Origin of the sequence: Pedobacter sp. N23S346 (assembly GCF_048515415.1) — a bacterium.
In the GTDB taxonomy this organism is placed as follows: Bacteria; Bacteroidota; Bacteroidia; order Sphingobacteriales; family Sphingobacteriaceae; genus Pedobacter.
In genome coordinates this window covers 55903-73854 of sequence record NZ_JBLYEE010000003.1, presented here as the reverse complement: position 1 = coordinate 73854, position 17952 = coordinate 55903, and the positions used below count along the sequence as shown (strand labels likewise).

Below are 17952 nucleotides of genomic sequence, written 5' to 3'. Positions count from 1 at the left end.
AATTCTTAAAATGAGTAAAATTCATGCTGCTATCACGGCAGTAAATGGTTACGTCCCCGACTATGTACTCACCAACGCAGAGTTAGAAACCATGGTTGATACTTCTGATGAGTGGATTACGAGCAGAACGGGCATTAAAGAGCGTAGAATTTTAAAAGGCGAAGGTTTAGGAACATCAGATATGGCGGTTCATGCCGTTAATGGTTTACTTAAAAAGAGAGGAATTGATGCATCAGAAATCGAACTTATTATTTTTTGCACCACTACTCCCGATTTCACTTTCCCTGCAACAGCTAATGTATTAGCTGATAAAATCGGCGCGAAAAATGCCTGGGGTTACGACCTGCAGGCAGCATGTTCAGGCTTTATTTTCGGATTGGCCACTGGCGCTTCTTTTGTAGAATCTGGGAGACATAAAAAAGTATTAGTTGTTGGAGGCGATAAAATGTCTTCGATTATTAATTATGAAGACCGTACAACTTGTATTATTTTTGGTGATGGTTGCGGTTGTGCTTTATTAGAGCCAAATGAAGAAGGCTTAGGGATTCAGGATTCTATTACCAGATCTGATGGCGCAGGAAGAGAGTTTCTAGGCATGAAAGGTGGTGGTTCAGTTCAGCCTGCTACGCATGAGAGCATTGATGCTAAATTACATTATGCACATCAGGAAGGCAAAACAGTATTTAAATTTGCGGTTACCAACATGGCAGATGTTGCTGCAGAAATTATGGAACGCAACGGCCTTACGTCAGATGATGTTGCCTGGTTAGTTCCACACCAAGCAAATAAACGCATAATCGATGCTACTGCAAACCGCATGGGGGTAAATACCGAAAAAGTAATGATCAATATCGAGCGTTATGGAAACACAACGAACGGAACCATTCCATTATGTTTGTGGGAATGGGAAGGAAGATTAAAAAAAGGCGACAACATTGTATTAGCAGCCTTTGGTGGTGGGTTTACATGGGGTTCGATTTATCTAAAATGGGCTTATTAATAGTTAGTTGGTTATTTAGTTGATTAGTTTTTTAATAAAGTACTAATCTCCCAAACACCCAACAAACCAAACAACAAAAAACAAAACAAAAAAAGTATAACTTAGTTAATTCATTTATACACTATTTTTTACATAACAAGGATTAAAAAATGGATATCAAACAAATACAGGAACTGATTAAATTTGTTTCTCGTTCTGGAGTAAACGAAGTTGCTATAGAGCAAGAGAACTTCAAGATCACAATTAAAACAAACCAGGCACCAACAGTTGTGCACGCTACAGTACCACAAGCACCGCTTGTACAGGCAGCTGCACCAGTTGCAACCGCGCCTACTGCACCAATTTCCGCTACTCCAGTTGTTCCTGCAGCAGAAGATACGTCAAATTATATTACAGTTAAGTCGCCAATGATTGGTACTTTCTATCGTTCGGCAAGCCCTGATAAACCTATGTTTGTTAATGTTGGTGATGAAATTGGTATTGGTAAAGTGGTTTGTATTATAGAAGCAATGAAACTTTTCAATGAAATTGAAAGTGAAGTTTCAGGTCGTATCGTTAAAATCTTGGTGGATAATGCGTCCCCAGTTGAATACGATCAACCGTTATTTTTAGTAGAACCTATTTAGAAATTGATTTCACAGATTTAAGATAATTGCACTGATTAATATTAATTATAATGATCAAAAAAATCGGTGTAATCCTTTCCATCGGTGTAATCATCAATTAAAAAATTATGTTTAAAAAAATACTAATTGCCAACAGAGGAGAAATCGCTTTGCGTATTATCCGTACCTGTAAGGAAATGGGCATCAAAACGGTTGCTGTGTATTCTACCGCCGATCGCGAAAGTTTACATGTACGTTTTGCTGATGAGGCTGTTTGTATTGGTCCTCCTCCAAGTAAAGATTCTTATTTAAATATTCCAAATATCATATCAGCAGCAGAATTAACCAACGCTGATGCGATACATCCAGGTTACGGTTTCTTATCGGAAAATGCTAAGTTTTCTAATATCTGCCGCGAATACAACATCAAGTTTATTGGTGCAACACCAGAGCAAATTAATGGCATGGGCGATAAAGCTTCGGCTAAAGAAACCATGAAAATTGCCGGCGTTCCAACTATTCCGGGTTCTGAAGGTTTACTTTCAAGCGTAAAAGAAGGTATCGCAATTGCCAATGAAATGGGTTATCCGGTTATCCTTAAAGCTACCGCAGGTGGTGGTGGCCGTGGGATGAGGGTAGTTTGGAAAGATGAAGATTTTGAAAACGCATGGGATAGTGCCCGTCAGGAATCTGGCGCTGCATTTGGTAATGATGGATTATATTTAGAGAAATATATTGAAGATCCACGCCATATTGAAATCCAGATTATTGGTGATCAATTTGGTAAAGCCTGTCACTTATCTGAGCGCGATTGTTCTATTCAACGCCGTCACCAGAAGTTAGTAGAAGAATCTCCTTCTCCTTTCATGACAGAAGAACTTCGTGTAAGAATGGGTGAAGCTGCCATTAAAGGTGCAACGGCTGTTAATTATGAAGGTGCTGGTACAATCGAATTTTTGGTTGATAAACACCGCAACTTTTATTTCATGGAGATGAATACCCGTATACAGGTAGAACATCCGGTTACGGAAGAGGTAATCAACTTTGATTTAATTAAAGAACAGATTAAAGTTGCCGCCGGAATTCCGATTTCAGGTAAAAATTATTTTCCAAATATGCACGCCATTGAGTGTCGTATCAATGCAGAAGATCCGGCCAATAATTTCCGTCCTTCTCCGGGAAGAATTACCAATTTCCACTCTCCGGGCGGACATGGTGTTCGTGTAGATACGCATGTTTACGCTGGTTATTCTATTCCATCTAATTATGATTCGATGATTGCAAAGTTAATTTGTGTGGCACAAACCCGCGAAGAAGCCATTTGTACCATGGAACGTGCTTTAGGCGAATTCGTAATTGAGGGTGTTAAAACCACTATTCCTTTCCATTTACAGTTAATGAAAGATCCAAACTTCAGAGCAGGGAATTTCACTACTAAGTTTATGGAAACATTTGAATTTTCAGAATAAAATCATATTAATAGATAAATTATTAATCCCATTTTGGTAAAACAGAATGGGATTTTTAGTTATTTAGATTTTAGAATTATTTTTCTCTCTCTACCGCTAAATTATTTACGAAGTTTTAGAAGATGAGTAGATTATCAAAATACACTCATTAAAAGGCTATTATAATTAATATCTAAGTCAGCGATTGAAATTTTTAATAAAAGCATAAACTATTTCTATATTTAACACGTAAATACCATTCTATTCATTTAGAATGGTATTTTTGTTTTCAACATGAGCGACACTACAGAAAAAACATCCCTTAAAAAAGCGATTGGACAGAAAGGAACAACCTTAGAGGCAGAAATGTCTTTTTTCGATCACCTTGATGTACTCCGCAAACATTTAATCAGAGCCGTAATTGCCATCGGCGTATTTACAGGTATCGCCTTTTATTTCAATGAAGAAATTTTAGATAAAGTAATTTTTGGCCCGAAAAAACCCGATTTCTGGACTTACAGAATGATGTGTGAACTGGTAGACCGGTTTCCATCATTAGGTCAAGACATGTGTATTACCAAAATTAATGGTGAAATCATCAATACAGAAATGGCAGGCCAGTTTAACCTCCAGTTAAATGTTTGTGTGATGTGCGGTATTATTGCAGGCTTCCCTTATTTACTTTGGGAAATCTGGCGCTTTATCAAACCAGCTTTACACGAGAACGAAAGAAAATCTGCCAGTGGTTTTGTATTCTTTGCTTCGGTTCTATTTATTGTTGGTATTCTTTTTGGATATTTCGTTGTTTGTCCGCTTTCTGTTAATTTTTTAACCGGCTACACCGTAAGTGCTGAGATTAAGAACACTTTTACGGTTGACTCCTATCTTTCATCTGTAGCTACCCTAACGCTGGGCACAGGTATTATTTTCGAACTTCCGGTGATTATTTTTATCCTTTCGAAATTGGGATTAATGACCCCAAAGCTAATGAGATCGAGCAGAAGATATGCAGCAGTTATTATTTTGATTATTGCTGCTATTGTGACACCAACTCCAGATATTATGACGATGTTGATCGTAGCGACACCGCTATTTTTATTGTATGAGTTGAGTATTTTTGTTTCCGCATACATCGAAAGGCAAAAGAAAAGAGCTGAAAAAGCATTTTATGCTAACTAACAAAAACATTACGAACAGATTTTATTATTCTGCATAAATTTGAACATGTCTGAGACTAAAGTTAAAATCGCTATTGGCGGAGACCATGCAGGCTTTGAATACAAAGAAATATTAAAAGATTTTCTGAAAGATTACGAGGTCAAGGATTTTGGGACATCATCTTTAACTTCGGTTGATTATCCCGAGATTGCTCATCCTTTAGCATTGGCTGTAGAAAATGGCGAATTTGATTATGGCATTTTGCTTTGTGGCTCTGCCAATGGTGTTGCCATTACTGCTAATAAACATAATGGAATCAGGGCAGGTTTATGCTGGGAGAATGAAGTTGCAGCTTTAGTTCGTAAACATAACGATGCAAATATTTTATGTATCCCTGCCAGATTTGTCTCAGAAGAACTGGCAAAAGAAATTACCACAACGTTTTTAAATACTGAGTTTGAAGGTGGCCGCCATCAAAACAGAGTTGATAAAATTTCTTGTTAAATAAAAACTAATCTAACTATTCAATAATGAACAAAAAATTTCTATCGCTGGGCTTCGCATCTTTCTTTGCGCTTGGTTGCTTTGCACAGGTTAAGCCACTTGTGCCTAACAAAGATGCCATGCGTTTCAGCAAGGCCATTAATAAAGATAATGCTTACAAACACCTTTCTGTACTTGCTTCTGATGAGTATGAAGGTCGTGAGACTGGTAAAAAAGGTGCCTGGATGGCCGCAGATTATATTCGCGATTATTTTAAATCGTTAGGTTTAAAGGGTCCGGTAGAAGGTAGTTATTTTCAAAAAATAGATTTATCCAGCTATGCTGTAAGTGAAAGCATGCTAACCATTAACGGGCAACCAAAAGTAGCCTACAAAGACTTTGTGATTACCAGTAATGCAGTTGGTCTTAAAGGTTTTACATTTAGTAGTGATGATTTGATCTTCGCTGGTTATGGGGTATCGAATGATAGTTATAATGATTATAACGGGATAGACGTAGCGGGTAAAATTGTGGTTATTTTCGTAAATGGAGATCCGACAAAAACAACAGATCCAGCTGATCGCCGTGCGGCAATGATGGCGAGATCTAAAAAAATTAATTATCTGGCTCAAAACAAGGCTAAAGCGGTAATCCTGATCGATTCATCATTAGATAATCTTTCTGAAGAACGTAAAGCTGCTTACCAGTCTGGCCAGGCGGTAATGAAATCTAAAGAGGTAGTAGAAAGAATGGAAAAAATGAATCCTTTTACTACCATTTCAATATCTACCGCTACAGCGAATGAAATTTTGAAGGTAGCTGGTACTTCCGTATCAGATGTTCAGAAAAAAATTGCTGACACGAAAAAACCAGCATCACAAACCATTAATGTTGCACTTTCTGCAAGTGCGATGAAAAAGGAAACACCGCTTCGTTGTGAAAATGTTTTAGGCTTTTTAGAAGGTTCTGATCCAAAACTGAAGCAGGAAGTTTTAGTTTTAACTGGTCACTATGATCACATTGGCATCACGCCCGATGCACCAGGTGCAGATAAAATTAACAATGGTGCAGATGATGATGGTTCTGGAACTACCGGAGTATTGTTAATGGCGAAGGCATTTACCGACGCGAAAAAATCAGGAAAAGGCCCGAAACGCAGTATATTATTTATGACTGTTGTGGGTGAAGAAAAGGGACTTTGGGGTTCTGACTGGTATTCTGAACATCCGGTATTCCCGATCGAAAATACGATTGCAGATTTAAATACCGATATGATTGGCCGTACTGGCGAAGAATATCTCGGCAAACCAGATTCTGCAAACTACATCTATTCTGTAGGTTCAAAAATGTTAAGTTCTGAGTTAGGCAGGTTGAGTGAGCAGGTAAATGCCACTTATACTAAAATGATATTGGATTATAAATATGACGATCCACAAGATACGCAACGCATTTATTACCGTTCAGATCATTATAACTTTGCCAAGTTGGGTATTCCGATTATTTTCTATTATGATGGTATGTTGGAACAAGATTACCATCAGCCAGGTGATGAGGTAAGTAAAATTAACTTCCCTTTATTGGCGAAAAGAGCACAGTTAACCTATTATACCGCATGGGAATTAGCCAACAGAGCGAAAAGACCAGCTGTAGATTCTGACGGAAAAGGTAATTTAAAGAAATAATAAAGTCATATAATTTAAGCCTCCTGATATTCGGGAGGCTTTTTTATGCACATTACTTTCCCCGCCTGCTTAAATTCTTATCTTTGATTTATGATGAAAACTGCAGAGGAATTTTTAGAGAAAGCTGATGAGAAAGCTTTCGATTTACCGCATCGTAAAACCATAAATTTTAATATTGGAAAGTACAATACGGCTGTTGAACGCGGATTATCAAAATTCGAAAATCTCGAAGCATCTAAGAAAAAAGCACATGTTGTAAAATGGCGTGTGATGGAGAATCTTGATAAATTCTTGCCTGAATTTGAATCAAATTTTCAGCGCCGGGGTGGTAAAGTGATTTGGGCTAATGATGCGGAAGAAGCGCAAAGAGAAATCTTAAACATCATTAAAAGAAATAATGGCAAAACCGTCATCAAATCCAAATCGATGACCACTGAGGAAATTCATTTAAATGATTTCTTAGAAAGTAATCAAATCGAATCTTTAGAGAGTGATTTAGGCGAATACATTGTTCAACTACTTGGGCAGGCGCCATATCATATTGTTACGCCAGCCATGCACTTAAGTGCAGTAGATATTGCAAAGTTATTTCACGATAAATTCGGCACGCCTATCGATGCAACCCCGCCACAGCTCGTTCAAAAAGCCAGAGAATTACTTCGCGATAAATACCTGAATGCAGATATTGGAATCAGTGGTGGCAACTTCTTAATTGCTGATACCGGCAGTATCGCCATCACAGAAAATGAAGGTAATGCAAGGCTGAGTACCACTTTCCCTAAAATTCATATTGCCATAGTGGGTATTGAGAAGATCATTCCATCGATGGCTGATTTGGATTTATTCTGGCCTCTGCTGGCCTCTCATGGAACAGGTCAGAATCTGACTGTTTATAATACCATTTTAAGTGGACCGCGACAACCTAATGAGACTGATGGCCCGGAGGAAATGTATGTAATCCTTCTGGATAACGGACGCACCAATTTATTGGCCCAAAAAGACCAGCGCCAGGGGTTATATTGCATCCGCTGCGGTGCTTGTTTAAATGCTTGTCCCGTTTATAAAAACATAGGTGGCCATACGTACAACACCACTTACAGCGGACCCATTGGCTCAGTGATTACGCCGCATTTGAAAGGCATGGAAGAGTTTAAACATTTAAGTTATGCATCCAGTCTTTGTGGAAAATGTTCTGAAGTTTGCCCGGTTAAAATTGATATTCACAAAATGTTATTGCTCAATCGCAGAGATGCAGCAGCCACTCATGAAAATGGCAAAGTGGAAGAGATGGGCTGGGGAATGTTTAACCGAATGATGCAAAAACGTAAGTGGATGGATTTTTTTGGTGGGAAGTTTAAAAACTTTATGCTGAAAAAATTCTTTAAGAAAAGCTGGGGGAAATACCGTGAAATGCCAAAAGTAGCCGATAAATCTTTCGCCAAACAGTGGGAGGAGTTGAAGAAAAGTAAGGAGTCATAGAAATAATATTAGCAAGATTATATTTCTTTTCTACTCAATTGCTTAAATTAGAGATAAATTGATCTTATGCCAACACTTTTTATCGTATTTGGATTGCGATTTTTCTTTTATTCAAATGAACATTTACCTATTCATGTTCATGTGAGAAACGCGGATGGAGAAGCAAAATTTGAAGTTGAAGAGATCAAATTGATATCAAACCGGGGGCTAAAGAATAAAGATATCAGCCTGTCTTTAGCATTAATTGAAGAGAACAAGGAAATTATAATTAATAAATGGAATGAATATCATGGAAAATAACATCTCTAAAGTGTGGATCGAAAATGATAGTATTTCTATTGAAACAAATAAAGGTGAAATCAGAAGCCATCCTTTGAGTTGGTTTCCGCGACTTTCCAAAGCACCAAAAGCCCTTTTAGAAAACTTTAGCTTATCCCCATTCGGAATTCACTGGGAAGAGCTTGATGAAGATTTGAGCTATGAGGGTTTTTTCAGTTATACCAATGAAATGTCAGCTTTAGAAAAAAAATAGCTTTTAGCAACAATCCCATATGCAATTCAATCGCGGAGATAAAGACGACAAATTTTTATTGGATTTATACAAAAGATTGCTTTATCCCCGAATGGTTGAAGATAAAATGCTTAAGCTTTTGCGCCAGGGCAGAATCGGAAAATGGTTTTCTGGCATCGGGCAAGAGGCTATTGCAGTAGGTTCTACGTTGGCCATGCAACCCGATGAATACATTTTGCCCATGCACCGTAACCTTGGGGTGTTCACCTCACGTGATATTCCTTTAAAAAAATTAATGGCGCAATGGCAGGGTAAAGTTACAGGCTTTACCAAAGGCCGCGACCGATCTTTTCATTTCGGCACACAAGATTATAAAATCATTGGGATGATATCTCATCTCGGTCCGCAAATGGCTTTAGCAGATGGAATTGCCCTGGCCGATGTTTTAGCCAATAAGCAAAAAGCAACTTTAGTTTATACAGGTGAAGGCGCAACAAGCGAAGGAGATTTTCACGAAGCTGTTAATGTTGCAGCAGTTTGGAATTTACCTGTCATCTTTCTAATTGAAAATAATGGCTATGGTTTATCAACACCTAAATCAGAGCAGTTCAGGTGTAAAAATCTGGTAGACAAAGCCATTGGTTATGGCATTGAGGGTGTTCAAATTGATGGGAATAATATCCTGGAGGTATATGATACGATCAATCAATTGGCTAATGAAATCAGGAAAGATCCGCGTCCGGTACTGGTAGAATGCCTTACCTTCAGAATGCGTGGCCATGAAGAGGCATCAGGAACTAAATATGTACCGCAGGAATTATTTGATGAGTGGGAAAAGAAAGACCCAGTAAACAATTACGAATGCTATTTAATCGAGCAAGATATTTTAACATCTGATTCCATTATAGATATAAAAATCCAAATTAAAAAAGACATAGAACTAGATGTCGAAGGAGCTTTTGATGAGCCTGAACCTGAAGTAAATTCAGTCCAGGAAGTAGCAGATATGTATTTTCCTTACGAACAAAAAGTAATCACCCATGGCGAATCTACATCCGAAAAAAGATATTTAGATGCCATTACGGATGGTTTGGATTTAGCCATGCAAAAATATCCTAATATGGTGTTGATGGGACAGGATATTGCAGCATATGGCGGTGCTTTCAAAATTACGGATGGATTTGTTGCCAAGTATGGTAATGGAAGAGTTAGAAACACTCCTATTTGCGAATCTGCGATTGTGGGTGCAGGTTTGGGCTTATCCATTAACGGATACAAGGCAGTGATAGAGATGCAGTTTGCAGATTTTGTTACGGTTGGGTTTAATCAAATTGTGAACAATTTAGCCAAAACCCATTACCGTTGGGGAGAAAAGGCTGATGTTGTAGTTCGGATGCCAACAGGTGCCGGAACGGGTGCTGGTCCGTTTCATTCACAAAGCAACGAAGCATGGTTTACCAAGACACCTGGATTAAAAATTGTTTATCCGGCTTTTCCGGAAGATGCTAAAGGGTTGTTATTGGCCGCGATCGAAGATCCAAACCCCGTGCTCTATTTTGAACATAAATATTTATACAGAAGTTTAGCCGCTCCTGTTCCAGATGGTTATTACACTACAGAAATCGGCAAAGCGGTTACTTTAGAAAGAGGGAGTAAGTTCACAATCATTACTTATGGCTTAGGTGTTCATTGGGCTTTAGATTACCTGAAAAACAATCCAGATAGCAATGCAACTTTAATTGATTTAAGAACACTTCAACCCTGGGATAAGGAAGCGGTAGCACTAGCCGTAAAATCTACCGGAAGGGTATTAGTTTTACACGAAGATACTTTAACCAATGGTTTTGGTTCAGAAATCTCCGCATGGATTGGAGAACATTGTTTCTCTGATCTGGATGCTCCTGTAATGCGCTGTGCCAGTTTAGATACAGCAATTCCCATGAGCAAGGTACTGGAAGAAGATTTCCTGGCTAAAGCGAGATTAGCAGAAACGATAGATAAATTATTAAAATATTAAATACTTTCGCCTCGGAAATACAGAAATCACTGAAGATATCAATTTTAATTCCGTGTCAATCTGTGCTTCCATGGCTAATTTATACAAACAGCAAATGAGCAATTTTAAAGTCGAGGGGAACATAGTTGATATCACCAATCGAAACATTTTCTTTGGTGAAGTGGAGGTTGAGGACGGAAAAATAACGGCCATTACAAAAATCGCTGAAGCTAAAGATGAAATACCTTTTATCTTGCCAGGATTTATCGATAGTCATGTTCATATCGAAAGCAGCATGCTTATTCCAAGTGAATTTGCTCGTTTAGCAGTAACACATGGAACCGTTGCAACCATCAGCGACCCGCATGAAATTGCCAATGTTTGCGGAATGGCAGGTGTAGAATTTATGATCGAAAATGGGAATACCGTTCCTTTCAAATTTAATTTCGGTGCACCGAGTTGTGTACCTGCAACTATTTTCGAAACCGCTGGCGCTGAATTAAATCCTGATGACGTGAGGGCACTTTTGGAACGTCCGGAGATAAAATACCTTAGTGAAATGATGAATTTTCCTGGCGTACTTCATCAGGATGAAGAGGTGCTCAGGAAAATTGCTTCCGCACATGAACTGGGTAAGCCTGTAGATGGTCACGCTCCGGGATTACGAGGCGACGCCGTTCAGCAATATATCGATGCCGGGATCTCTACCGATCACGAATGTTTCACTGCTGAAGAAGCTTTGGATAAGCTGCAAAGGGGAATGAAAATCTTAATCCGTGAGGGAAGTGCCGCTAAAAACTTCGAGGCGCTAATTGATCTGTTAAATGACTGGCCGGAAATGATGATGTTTTGCAGTGATGATAAACATCCTGATAGTTTGGTGGAAAGCCACATCAATGCATTATGTTCGAGAGCGGTTGCCAAAGGAATTGACCTATTTAATGTATTACAGGCCGCTTGCATTAACCCTATCCTTCATTACAAACTAGATGTTGGCGCCTTAAGGGTTGGCGACGCGGCAGATTTTATTCTTGCAGAAGATTTGGTAAACTTTAAGATCCGACAGACTTATATCAACGGTATTTTACTGGCTGAGAATAGACAGGTTCAGGGCAATTGGGTGAAACATTTTAATGATCAGGAAGCTGTAAATCAGTTCGGCTGCAGCTTTAAAACTGAAAGTGATTTTACTTTCCCGTTTACAGGCCAGGATGAAATTCTTGCGATTGAAGCTTTGGATGGTCAATTGATTACAAACAAGCTTTCGGCTAAACCTAAAGTTTTTAATGATCAAATTGTTAGCGATGTAGAAAATGATATTTTAAAAATGGTGGTGGTTAACCGTTATCATGATGCGCCCATTGCAATTGCATTCGTTAAAAATTTCGGATTGAAGCGGGGTGCTATTGCATCTAGCGTAGCACACGATAGCCATAATATTATTGCCGTTGGCGTAAATGACCAAAGCATTTGTGAAGCAGTAAATCTAATTATCAAAGAAAAAGGTGGCGTAGTTGCCTTGGACGGCATAAAAGAAGAAGTTTTAGCTTTACCAGTTGCTGGGTTGATGAGTAATCACAATGGATATCAGGTTGCAGAGTGTTATACTGCTATTGATAAGTTCGCGAAGGATTTAGGTTCCACTCTTCAAGCACCTTTCATGACCCTTTCTTTCATGGCTTTATTGGTAATTCCCAGGCTTAAGTTGAGTGATAAAGGTTTATTTGATGGTGATGAATTTAGGTTGTTGGTTTATTAGTTTGTTAGTTGTTTAGTAATTTGGGCAGGCAGGTTACTTAATTTATAAGTCTCCAAACAACTAAAAACCAAACCATCCAAATACTATACAACAAAAACCTCCGCCAAAGGATTAAAAAGATAGATCCGTTTATCTTCTAAGCACACACATCGGTATCGCTTTCGAATCCGTTCACCTTTGGTAAACCGTCTGCCATCCTTAATTTTAAAATTGGTATTCACGGGTAACTGTTCCAGGTGTAATGTTTCCTTTTTACCCGAATCATATTTTTTTAAAGCTCGGGAAAGGTGTAAATCTGAACAGCTTGATGCTGCAGGATTAGACATGTAATTATTAATTGCCCTGTGTATATCCTCAGGAAATACATTCATTTCAAAAAAAGGGACCATCATCCGCTGGAAATTCTTTTTCCATTCTGAGCCATGTGGTTTCACTTTATTCTTAAAATCGTTCCACGTTAATAAGTGTGCAAATTCATGTACTGTGGTCACGAGAAATGAATAATGATTAAGGTTGAAGTTAACTGAAATCCGATGGCCTTTATCACGATATGGATGGCGGTAATCGCCAAGTTTTGTTGATCGGGTTTTAGAAATTTTGAATTCACACTGAAAATAATCTATCCACCTTGCAATTAGCGTTGCTGCTTCCGCAGGCATATACTGTGCTAGAACATTGACTTTCTCCATTTAACCGCAAAGTTCGCAAAGTTTTTCACAAAGAAAAAAGAAAAGTTATAGGCCATTTACCCCCTTTTTAATCCGTCTTTTAAGATTAAAACATATACCTTAATCTGCATGCCATCCAATGGATCGAGATTTAACCACAGAGGGCACGAAGATTTGCACAGAGGAAACAGAGCAATAATCATTAACCATTTGTAACTCGTTTTATTCCATCTTTTAAGATTAAAACATTTATAGTGATTTCATGCCATCCAATGATCAAAATTTAACTACAGAGGGAACGAAGATTTGCACAGAGAAACAGCGCAATAATCAATAACCATTTACAACTCGTTTTATCCCGTCTTTTAATCTTTGAACATTAAAATTCATTAGCAAACCGTATCTAAATCCGCCTAATTTCATATATGTTAAGGTCTGTGCCAGATGAATATCTGCTAAGCTTTCTACACACTTCAATTCCAACACCAAACTATTCTCAACCAAAATGTCAATTCTATAACCACAATCTAATTTGACATCCTCAAAAATTAATGGCATCACTTTTTCTCTTTCAACAATAAATCCAGCTTTTGCAATTTTATAGTACAAGCATTCTTTGTACGCACTCTCTAGAAGACCAGGACCAAGAGCTATATGAATATCAATGGCTAAACCTATAATTGTTCTTGTTAATAAATCTTCTCTCATATTCTTTTTGTTCTCTGTGCCTTAACTCCGTGGACTCGGTGGTAAAAAAACCTACTCCTCCGATGGAAACAACGAAGCCAACACCATTTTAATCTCCCCAAAAGAATAATCCTTCCCTAAAAACTCCCGAATCGTTGCCATAGACTTTGTTTTCTGGCTTTCCACTGCATCTGCTATGTTTTTGATTTTATTTGGCTTAACCAATTTAGAAACATCCAGTTGTTGTGTAGAAACGTAATATGCCAAATGCCCTTCAATAGTTCCAACTGAAAACCCGCGTTCTTTTGCTATCTCCTCTAATGTTTTGCCCTGTTCATAAAGCTCAAAACTGATCAATTTCGTATCAACCTTTGGCTCTTTCTTCTTTTTCTCCACTGGTGATTTCACTCTAAGTGTTTCACCTTTCAACTGAATGGCTTTCTGTAATTGTTGGTTACGCTCAGAAATATTCAGCAATGCATCTGTATCAGCCTTGCTAAATTCTTTCCCATCAATAATTGCCTGCAATAAGGCTTTACTTTTATGCATTTTCTTCAACTGCTCATAAACCAAAATTTCCAGCTCAAGCAATTCTGTTAAATAAGTCTTAATTTGTTTTTCAGCTTTTATAGCCTCAATATGGGCCAATAACTTATCTGAAACATCTTTAATTAACGGATTAAAATATTTTAGAGCAGCCCCTACCCTTTTTGAAACATTAAATAAAGTATGTTCAGTTTGCTCAACAAAAAGATTTTTAAGTTGGTTGATAAATGTATCGGCAGTAGCGGTTATTTTCTGAAAGTCGCGATAGAGCTCCATCGTCCAATCATCATAACGTTGTTTGGTTGATTTCGCTTCACTTTTATCAAATGTTTGCACATGTTCTTTAAGGTAATACCTAACGAGATTCAAATCAAAAGCTGATAACAAATAGGTTCTGATAAAGTCATAACTCTCAAAACTAATTTGCTGATTCAGCACCTCATTAGTTTGCTTGGTTTTAGAGAAGTAATGGATATTCTGATTCTGTTGCAAACCCGTTTCCCGCAGGTGCGAGGTTAATACCAAACCATTTAGCGAGCGCAAACGCGAAAGCGCTACATAAGCCTGGCCTGGGGCAAAAGCATCACCAATATCAATAATCGCCTTATCGAATGTCAAACCCTGACTTTTATGCACCGTGATTGCCCAAGCCAGCTTAATTGGATATTGTACGAAAGACCCGGCAACATTTTCAGCTATTTCGTTAGTTGCTTCATTCAGTTTATATTTCACATTTTCCCAGGTATATGGCGAAACGGTAATAACTGTTTTTTCTTCAGGGAGTTCAATTTCGATCACATCCTTTTCAATGTGGTGCACCACGCCAATTTTACCGTTATAATATCGCTTTTCGGCTGTCATGTCATTTTTAATGAACATAATTTGTGCGCCAACTTTAAGCTCAAGGCTTTTATCATTAGGGTAAGCATATTCGTTGAAGTCGCCGGTAACTTTGGCTTCAAAGAAATAAGATTTAGTTTTTAATTGCGTTAACCGTTCCCTGTTAATGGTATCCGCTTTATTATTATGAGTGGTTAAGGTGATGTAATTATCATCAGCTTGTGGTTTGAAATCCTGCTTATAATGTTGCCTTAACAGCGCGGTATCTTCGGCAGTAATCTGGTTATTCCGAAGGTTATTTAGCAGGTTGATGAATACCGAATCAGCCTGACGATAAATTTTATCCAATTCGATGTACACTGGCGGATTTTCCCGTAAGGCAAGTGCGTCGAAAAAATAAATGCTTTTATAAAAGCCAGCCATTACCCGCCATTCGTCATTTTTAACTACTGGCGGCAACTGGTGTAAATCGCCAATAAAGAGCAATTGAACACCTCCGAAGGGTATATTCCGATTTCTGCGGATGTATCGCAAGGTAAAATCAATAGCATCCAGCATATCTGCCCTAAGCATACTCACCTCATCAATCACCAGCAATTCCAATTCCTGAATCATGCGCCTTTTATTGCCTTGCATATTTAAATGCTTCACAATCGTTCTTGGTGTATTGAAATTAAAAGTGATGTTCTGGTTAATAATATTTGCTGCTGCATCTGGAAAAAATGCACCGAACGGCAACTGAAAAAGAGAGTGAATAGTAACCCCCGAAGCATTGATTGCAGCAATACCGGTAGGTGCACAAATCATCGCTTTCTTGTGTGTAAGCTGAATTAACTTTCGCAGGAAAGTAGTTTTACCTGTACCTGCTTTTCCGGTTAAAAAAACATGTTTCGAGGTATAATTCACAAATTTTGCAGCAATTTCTGCTGGCATAGAAGTTTCTTCTAAAGTGGGCATCGGCAGTAAAATTTTAGTTTACAATAACGGAGGGATGAATAAAGCTAAACATTTTAGCACAAAATTAAACAATGAAAAGTTAGAAATTTTAATTTCAAGTGGATAATTTTTTCACTTAACGGCTAAAACAAAGCAAAATTTACTTAAAAAGATACAATGAAGATCAAAATAAGTATCTACCAACTTATAATACTAAAGTTTAAGTTAACAAATTAGACAGAAATAAATGACCAAAAAATTGCTGAAATACAGGATCTAAACCTGACATTAACGGCAGCCTCCGATTTTTCTATCGGAAATAAAATGTATGGCCGGACAACATGAATAAAAGACCTGCTGCTATTATTCTCAAATTATGAATACTATCCAATGTCGATTTAGCCTACCATAAAACAATACAACAACTTAACCATTAATCATAAAGCTTTTCTTATCTTTGCAGCCTGATGAAACAAAATTATTCAAATCTTATCGCAGTTAAATTCCTTTAACCAGGTTTCATCACCTTTTTTACCCAAAATTTTATTATGCTTCACCCCGAAATAGAAAAACGTAAAACCTTTGCCATTATTAGTCACCCCGATGCAGGCAAAACCACATTAACAGAAAAATTCCTGCTTTTTGGTGGTGCCATTAACACGGCAGGTGCGGTAAAACGGAACAAGGCGAATCAGAGTAATACTTCCGATTTTATGGAGATTGAGAAACAGCGTGGTATCTCGGTTGCAACTTCAGTGATGGGTTTTGAGTATAGTAGCAAACGCATTAATATTCTGGATACACCGGGTCACAAGGATTTTGCTGAAGATACTTACAGAACTTTATCAGCTGTAGATAGTGTTATTTTGGTGGTTGATTGTGTGAAAGGTGTTGAAGAGCAAACGGAAAAACTAATGTCGGTTTGCCGAATGCGTAACACGCCGGTAATTATCTTCATCAATAAGATGGATAGAGAAGGTAAGGAAGCTTACGATTTATTGGATGAGATTGAAGAAAAACTAAACATTAGCTTATGTCCACTTTCTTGGCCTATCGGACAGGGACATACCTTTAAAGGTGTTTACAGCATTTATAATAAACATTTAAATTTATTCAATTCGGATAAAACCAAAGTAACGGATTCTGTTGTTGCGGCAAATGATTTGAATGATCCATCGTTATTAAATTACCTTAAAGAAAACGAAATCAACAATTTAAAAGACGATGTTGAATTAGTTGACGGTATTTATGGCAAAATTGATAAGGATTTATACACGGAGGGTTTAGTTGCACCTGTATTTTTTGGAAGTGCGATTAATAACTTCGGGATCAAAGAGTTACTGGATACCTTTATAGATATTGCACCTAGTCCGAGACAACGTGAGGCTGAAGAGCGTGATGTTTTGGTGGAAGAGAAAAATTTTAGTGGATTTGTATTTAAAATTCATGCCAACTTAGACCCTAAACACCGCGACAGAATTGCCTTTTTAAGGATCTGTTCTGGCAAGTTTGAGCGAAATAAATTCTATTACCATACCCGTCAGGATAAGAAACTAAAATTCTCCAACCCGATGGATTTTATGGCGAACGAGAAAAGTATTGTAGAGGAAGCCTGGCCAGGTGATGTTGTTGGTTTATACGACAGCGGAAACTTTAAAATCGGTGATACACTTACCGAGGGCGAAAAACTACAATTTAAAGGCATCCCGAGTTTCTCTCCATCTATCTTTAAAGAGGTAGAAAATATGGACCCAATGCGTACCAAACAATTGGAAAAAGGCATAGAGCAATTAACGGATGAAGGTGTGGCGCAATTATTTGTAATGCAGCCCGGAAACAGGAAAGTGATTGGTGCCGTTGGTGAGCTTCAGTTCGAGGTAATCAATTTCCGATTGGAGCATGAGTATGGTGCGAAATGTCGTTTCAGGACTTTGAGCTACACCCGTTCGAGCTGGGTAACTTCATCCGACAGGAAAAAACTGGAAGAGTTTGTGAAACGGAAACAACAGCATATTGGTTTTGATAAAGAAGCCAACCCAGTATATTTAGCCGATAGCGAATACATGATCAACTTAACAAAACAAGATTATCCAGATATCGAATTCCATAAAACAAGTGAGTTTAAGAGTTAATATTGAATGAATGAATTATAGA

15 protein-coding genes are annotated in these 17952 nt (G+C 38.0%); 12 read left to right on the top strand and 3 right to left on the bottom strand.

Going from position 1 to position 17952, the window contains the following annotated elements:
• The first annotated feature begins 10 nt into the window (after positions 1-10).
• The 11 genes from ACN1CD_RS07180 (at position 11) to ade (ending at position 12121) form a co-directional block, all read left to right on the top strand.
• On the top strand, positions 11-1000 hold the full coding sequence (locus ACN1CD_RS07180) for a beta-ketoacyl-ACP synthase III (protein WP_419129720.1): 990 nt from the start codon (positions 11-13) through the stop codon (positions 998-1000).
• 149 nt (positions 1001-1149) lie between these two features.
• A complete protein-coding gene (accB, locus tag ACN1CD_RS07175; RefSeq protein WP_419129718.1) occupies positions 1150-1626 on the top strand; it encodes an acetyl-CoA carboxylase biotin carboxyl carrier protein in 477 nt (158 codons plus the stop codon).
• Between the two features lie 107 nt (positions 1627-1733).
• Positions 1734-3074 carry an acetyl-CoA carboxylase biotin carboxylase subunit gene (accC, locus tag ACN1CD_RS07170; protein WP_419129716.1) on the top strand — a complete coding sequence of 447 codons (1341 nt, stop codon included), beginning with the start codon at positions 1734-1736 and terminating at the stop codon, positions 3072-3074.
• A gap of 273 nt (positions 3075-3347) precedes the next feature.
• On the top strand, positions 3348-4232 hold the full coding sequence (tatC, locus tag ACN1CD_RS07165; RefSeq protein WP_419129714.1) for a twin-arginine translocase subunit TatC: 885 nt from the start codon (positions 3348-3350) through the stop codon (positions 4230-4232).
• Between the two features lie 45 nt (positions 4233-4277).
• Complete coding sequence (gene rpiB / locus ACN1CD_RS07160) at positions 4278-4715, top strand: ribose 5-phosphate isomerase B (protein ID WP_419129712.1); 438 nt, start codon at positions 4278-4280, stop codon at positions 4713-4715.
• A gap of 26 nt (positions 4716-4741) precedes the next feature.
• Positions 4742-6376, top strand: a complete 1635-nt coding sequence (locus ACN1CD_RS07155) for a M28 family peptidase (protein WP_419129710.1) — start codon at positions 4742-4744, stop codon at positions 6374-6376.
• Positions 6377-6466: 90 nt separating this feature from the next.
• Complete coding sequence (locus ACN1CD_RS07150) at positions 6467-7855, top strand: LutB/LldF family L-lactate oxidation iron-sulfur protein (RefSeq protein WP_419129708.1); 1389 nt, start codon at positions 6467-6469, stop codon at positions 7853-7855.
• Between the two features lie 66 nt (positions 7856-7921).
• Positions 7922-8155 (top strand): DUF4160 domain-containing protein, encoded by a 234-nt coding sequence (locus tag ACN1CD_RS07145; protein WP_419129706.1) that lies wholly within the window; start codon positions 7922-7924, stop codon positions 8153-8155.
• Positions 8145-8387 (top strand): DUF2442 domain-containing protein, encoded by a 243-nt coding sequence (locus ACN1CD_RS07140; protein ID WP_419129704.1) that lies wholly within the window; start codon positions 8145-8147, stop codon positions 8385-8387. The genes ACN1CD_RS07145 and ACN1CD_RS07140 overlap by 11 nt, the downstream gene beginning before the upstream one ends.
• Before the next feature lie 19 nt (positions 8388-8406).
• On the top strand, positions 8407-10383 hold the full coding sequence (locus ACN1CD_RS07135; RefSeq protein WP_419129702.1) for an alpha-ketoacid dehydrogenase subunit alpha/beta: 1977 nt from the start codon (positions 8407-8409) through the stop codon (positions 10381-10383).
• A 70-nt stretch (positions 10384-10453) separates the two neighbouring features.
• Positions 10454-12121 (top strand): adenine deaminase, encoded by a 1668-nt coding sequence (ade, locus tag ACN1CD_RS07130; RefSeq protein ID WP_419129701.1) that lies wholly within the window; start codon positions 10454-10456, stop codon positions 12119-12121.
• Between the two features lie 83 nt (positions 12122-12204).
• Here ade and ACN1CD_RS07125 read toward each other — a convergent pair whose 3' ends face one another.
• The 3 genes from ACN1CD_RS07125 to ACN1CD_RS07115 all read right to left on the bottom strand — a co-directional run bounded on the left by ACN1CD_RS07125 (position 12205) and on the right by ACN1CD_RS07115 (position 15819).
• On the bottom strand, positions 12205-12810 hold the full coding sequence (locus tag ACN1CD_RS07125) for a SprT-like domain-containing protein (RefSeq protein ID WP_419129699.1): 606 nt from the start codon (positions 12808-12810) through the stop codon (positions 12205-12207).
• 309 nt (positions 12811-13119) lie between these two features.
• Positions 13120-13497: a GxxExxY protein gene (locus tag ACN1CD_RS07120; protein ID WP_419129697.1), complete on the bottom strand. Its 378-nt coding sequence runs from the start codon at positions 13495-13497 to the stop codon at positions 13120-13122.
• A gap of 51 nt (positions 13498-13548) precedes the next feature.
• Positions 13549-15819: a helix-turn-helix domain-containing protein gene (locus ACN1CD_RS07115; protein ID WP_419129696.1), complete on the bottom strand. Its 2271-nt coding sequence runs from the start codon at positions 15817-15819 to the stop codon at positions 13549-13551.
• 527 nt (positions 15820-16346) lie between these two features.
• Between ACN1CD_RS07115 and ACN1CD_RS07110 the strand changes: the two genes are divergently transcribed.
• The gene (locus tag ACN1CD_RS07110) at positions 16347-17930 is read left to right on the top strand and encodes a peptide chain release factor 3 (protein ID WP_419129694.1); all 1584 of its coding nucleotides are present in this window, start codon (positions 16347-16349) and stop codon (positions 17928-17930) included.
• Positions 17931-17952: the final 22 nt, after the last annotated feature.

Excerpts from the sequence above, each read along its gene's own strand:
- ACN1CD_RS07180 (WP_419129720.1), top strand. The coding sequence starts at position 11 with ATGAGTAAAATTCATGCTGCTATCACGGCAGTAAATGGTTACGTCCCC.
- accB (WP_419129718.1), top strand. The coding sequence starts at position 1,150 with ATGGATATCAAACAAATACAGGAACTGATTAAATTTGTTTCTCGTTCT.
- accC (WP_419129716.1), top strand. The coding sequence starts at position 1,734 with ATGTTTAAAAAAATACTAATTGCCAACAGAGGAGAAATCGCTTTGCGT.
- tatC (WP_419129714.1), top strand. The coding sequence starts at position 3,348 with ATGAGCGACACTACAGAAAAAACATCCCTTAAAAAAGCGATTGGACAG.
- rpiB (WP_419129712.1), top strand. The coding sequence starts at position 4,278 with ATGTCTGAGACTAAAGTTAAAATCGCTATTGGCGGAGACCATGCAGGC.
- ACN1CD_RS07155 (WP_419129710.1), top strand. The coding sequence starts at position 4,742 with ATGAACAAAAAATTTCTATCGCTGGGCTTCGCATCTTTCTTTGCGCTT.
- ACN1CD_RS07150 (WP_419129708.1), top strand. The coding sequence starts at position 6,467 with ATGATGAAAACTGCAGAGGAATTTTTAGAGAAAGCTGATGAGAAAGCT.
- ACN1CD_RS07145 (WP_419129706.1), top strand. The coding sequence starts at position 7,922 with ATGCCAACACTTTTTATCGTATTTGGATTGCGATTTTTCTTTTATTCA.
- ACN1CD_RS07140 (WP_419129704.1), top strand. The coding sequence starts at position 8,145 with ATGGAAAATAACATCTCTAAAGTGTGGATCGAAAATGATAGTATTTCT.
- ACN1CD_RS07135 (WP_419129702.1), top strand. The coding sequence starts at position 8,407 with ATGCAATTCAATCGCGGAGATAAAGACGACAAATTTTTATTGGATTTA.
- ade (WP_419129701.1), top strand. The coding sequence starts at position 10,454 with ATGGCTAATTTATACAAACAGCAAATGAGCAATTTTAAAGTCGAGGGG.
- ACN1CD_RS07125 (WP_419129699.1), bottom strand. The coding sequence starts at position 12,810 with ATGGAGAAAGTCAATGTTCTAGCACAGTATATGCCTGCGGAAGCAGCA.
- ACN1CD_RS07120 (WP_419129697.1), bottom strand. The coding sequence starts at position 13,497 with ATGAGAGAAGATTTATTAACAAGAACAATTATAGGTTTAGCCATTGAT.
- ACN1CD_RS07115 (WP_419129696.1), bottom strand. The coding sequence starts at position 15,819 with ATGCCCACTTTAGAAGAAACTTCTATGCCAGCAGAAATTGCTGCAAAA.
- ACN1CD_RS07110 (WP_419129694.1), top strand. The coding sequence starts at position 16,347 with ATGCTTCACCCCGAAATAGAAAAACGTAAAACCTTTGCCATTATTAGT.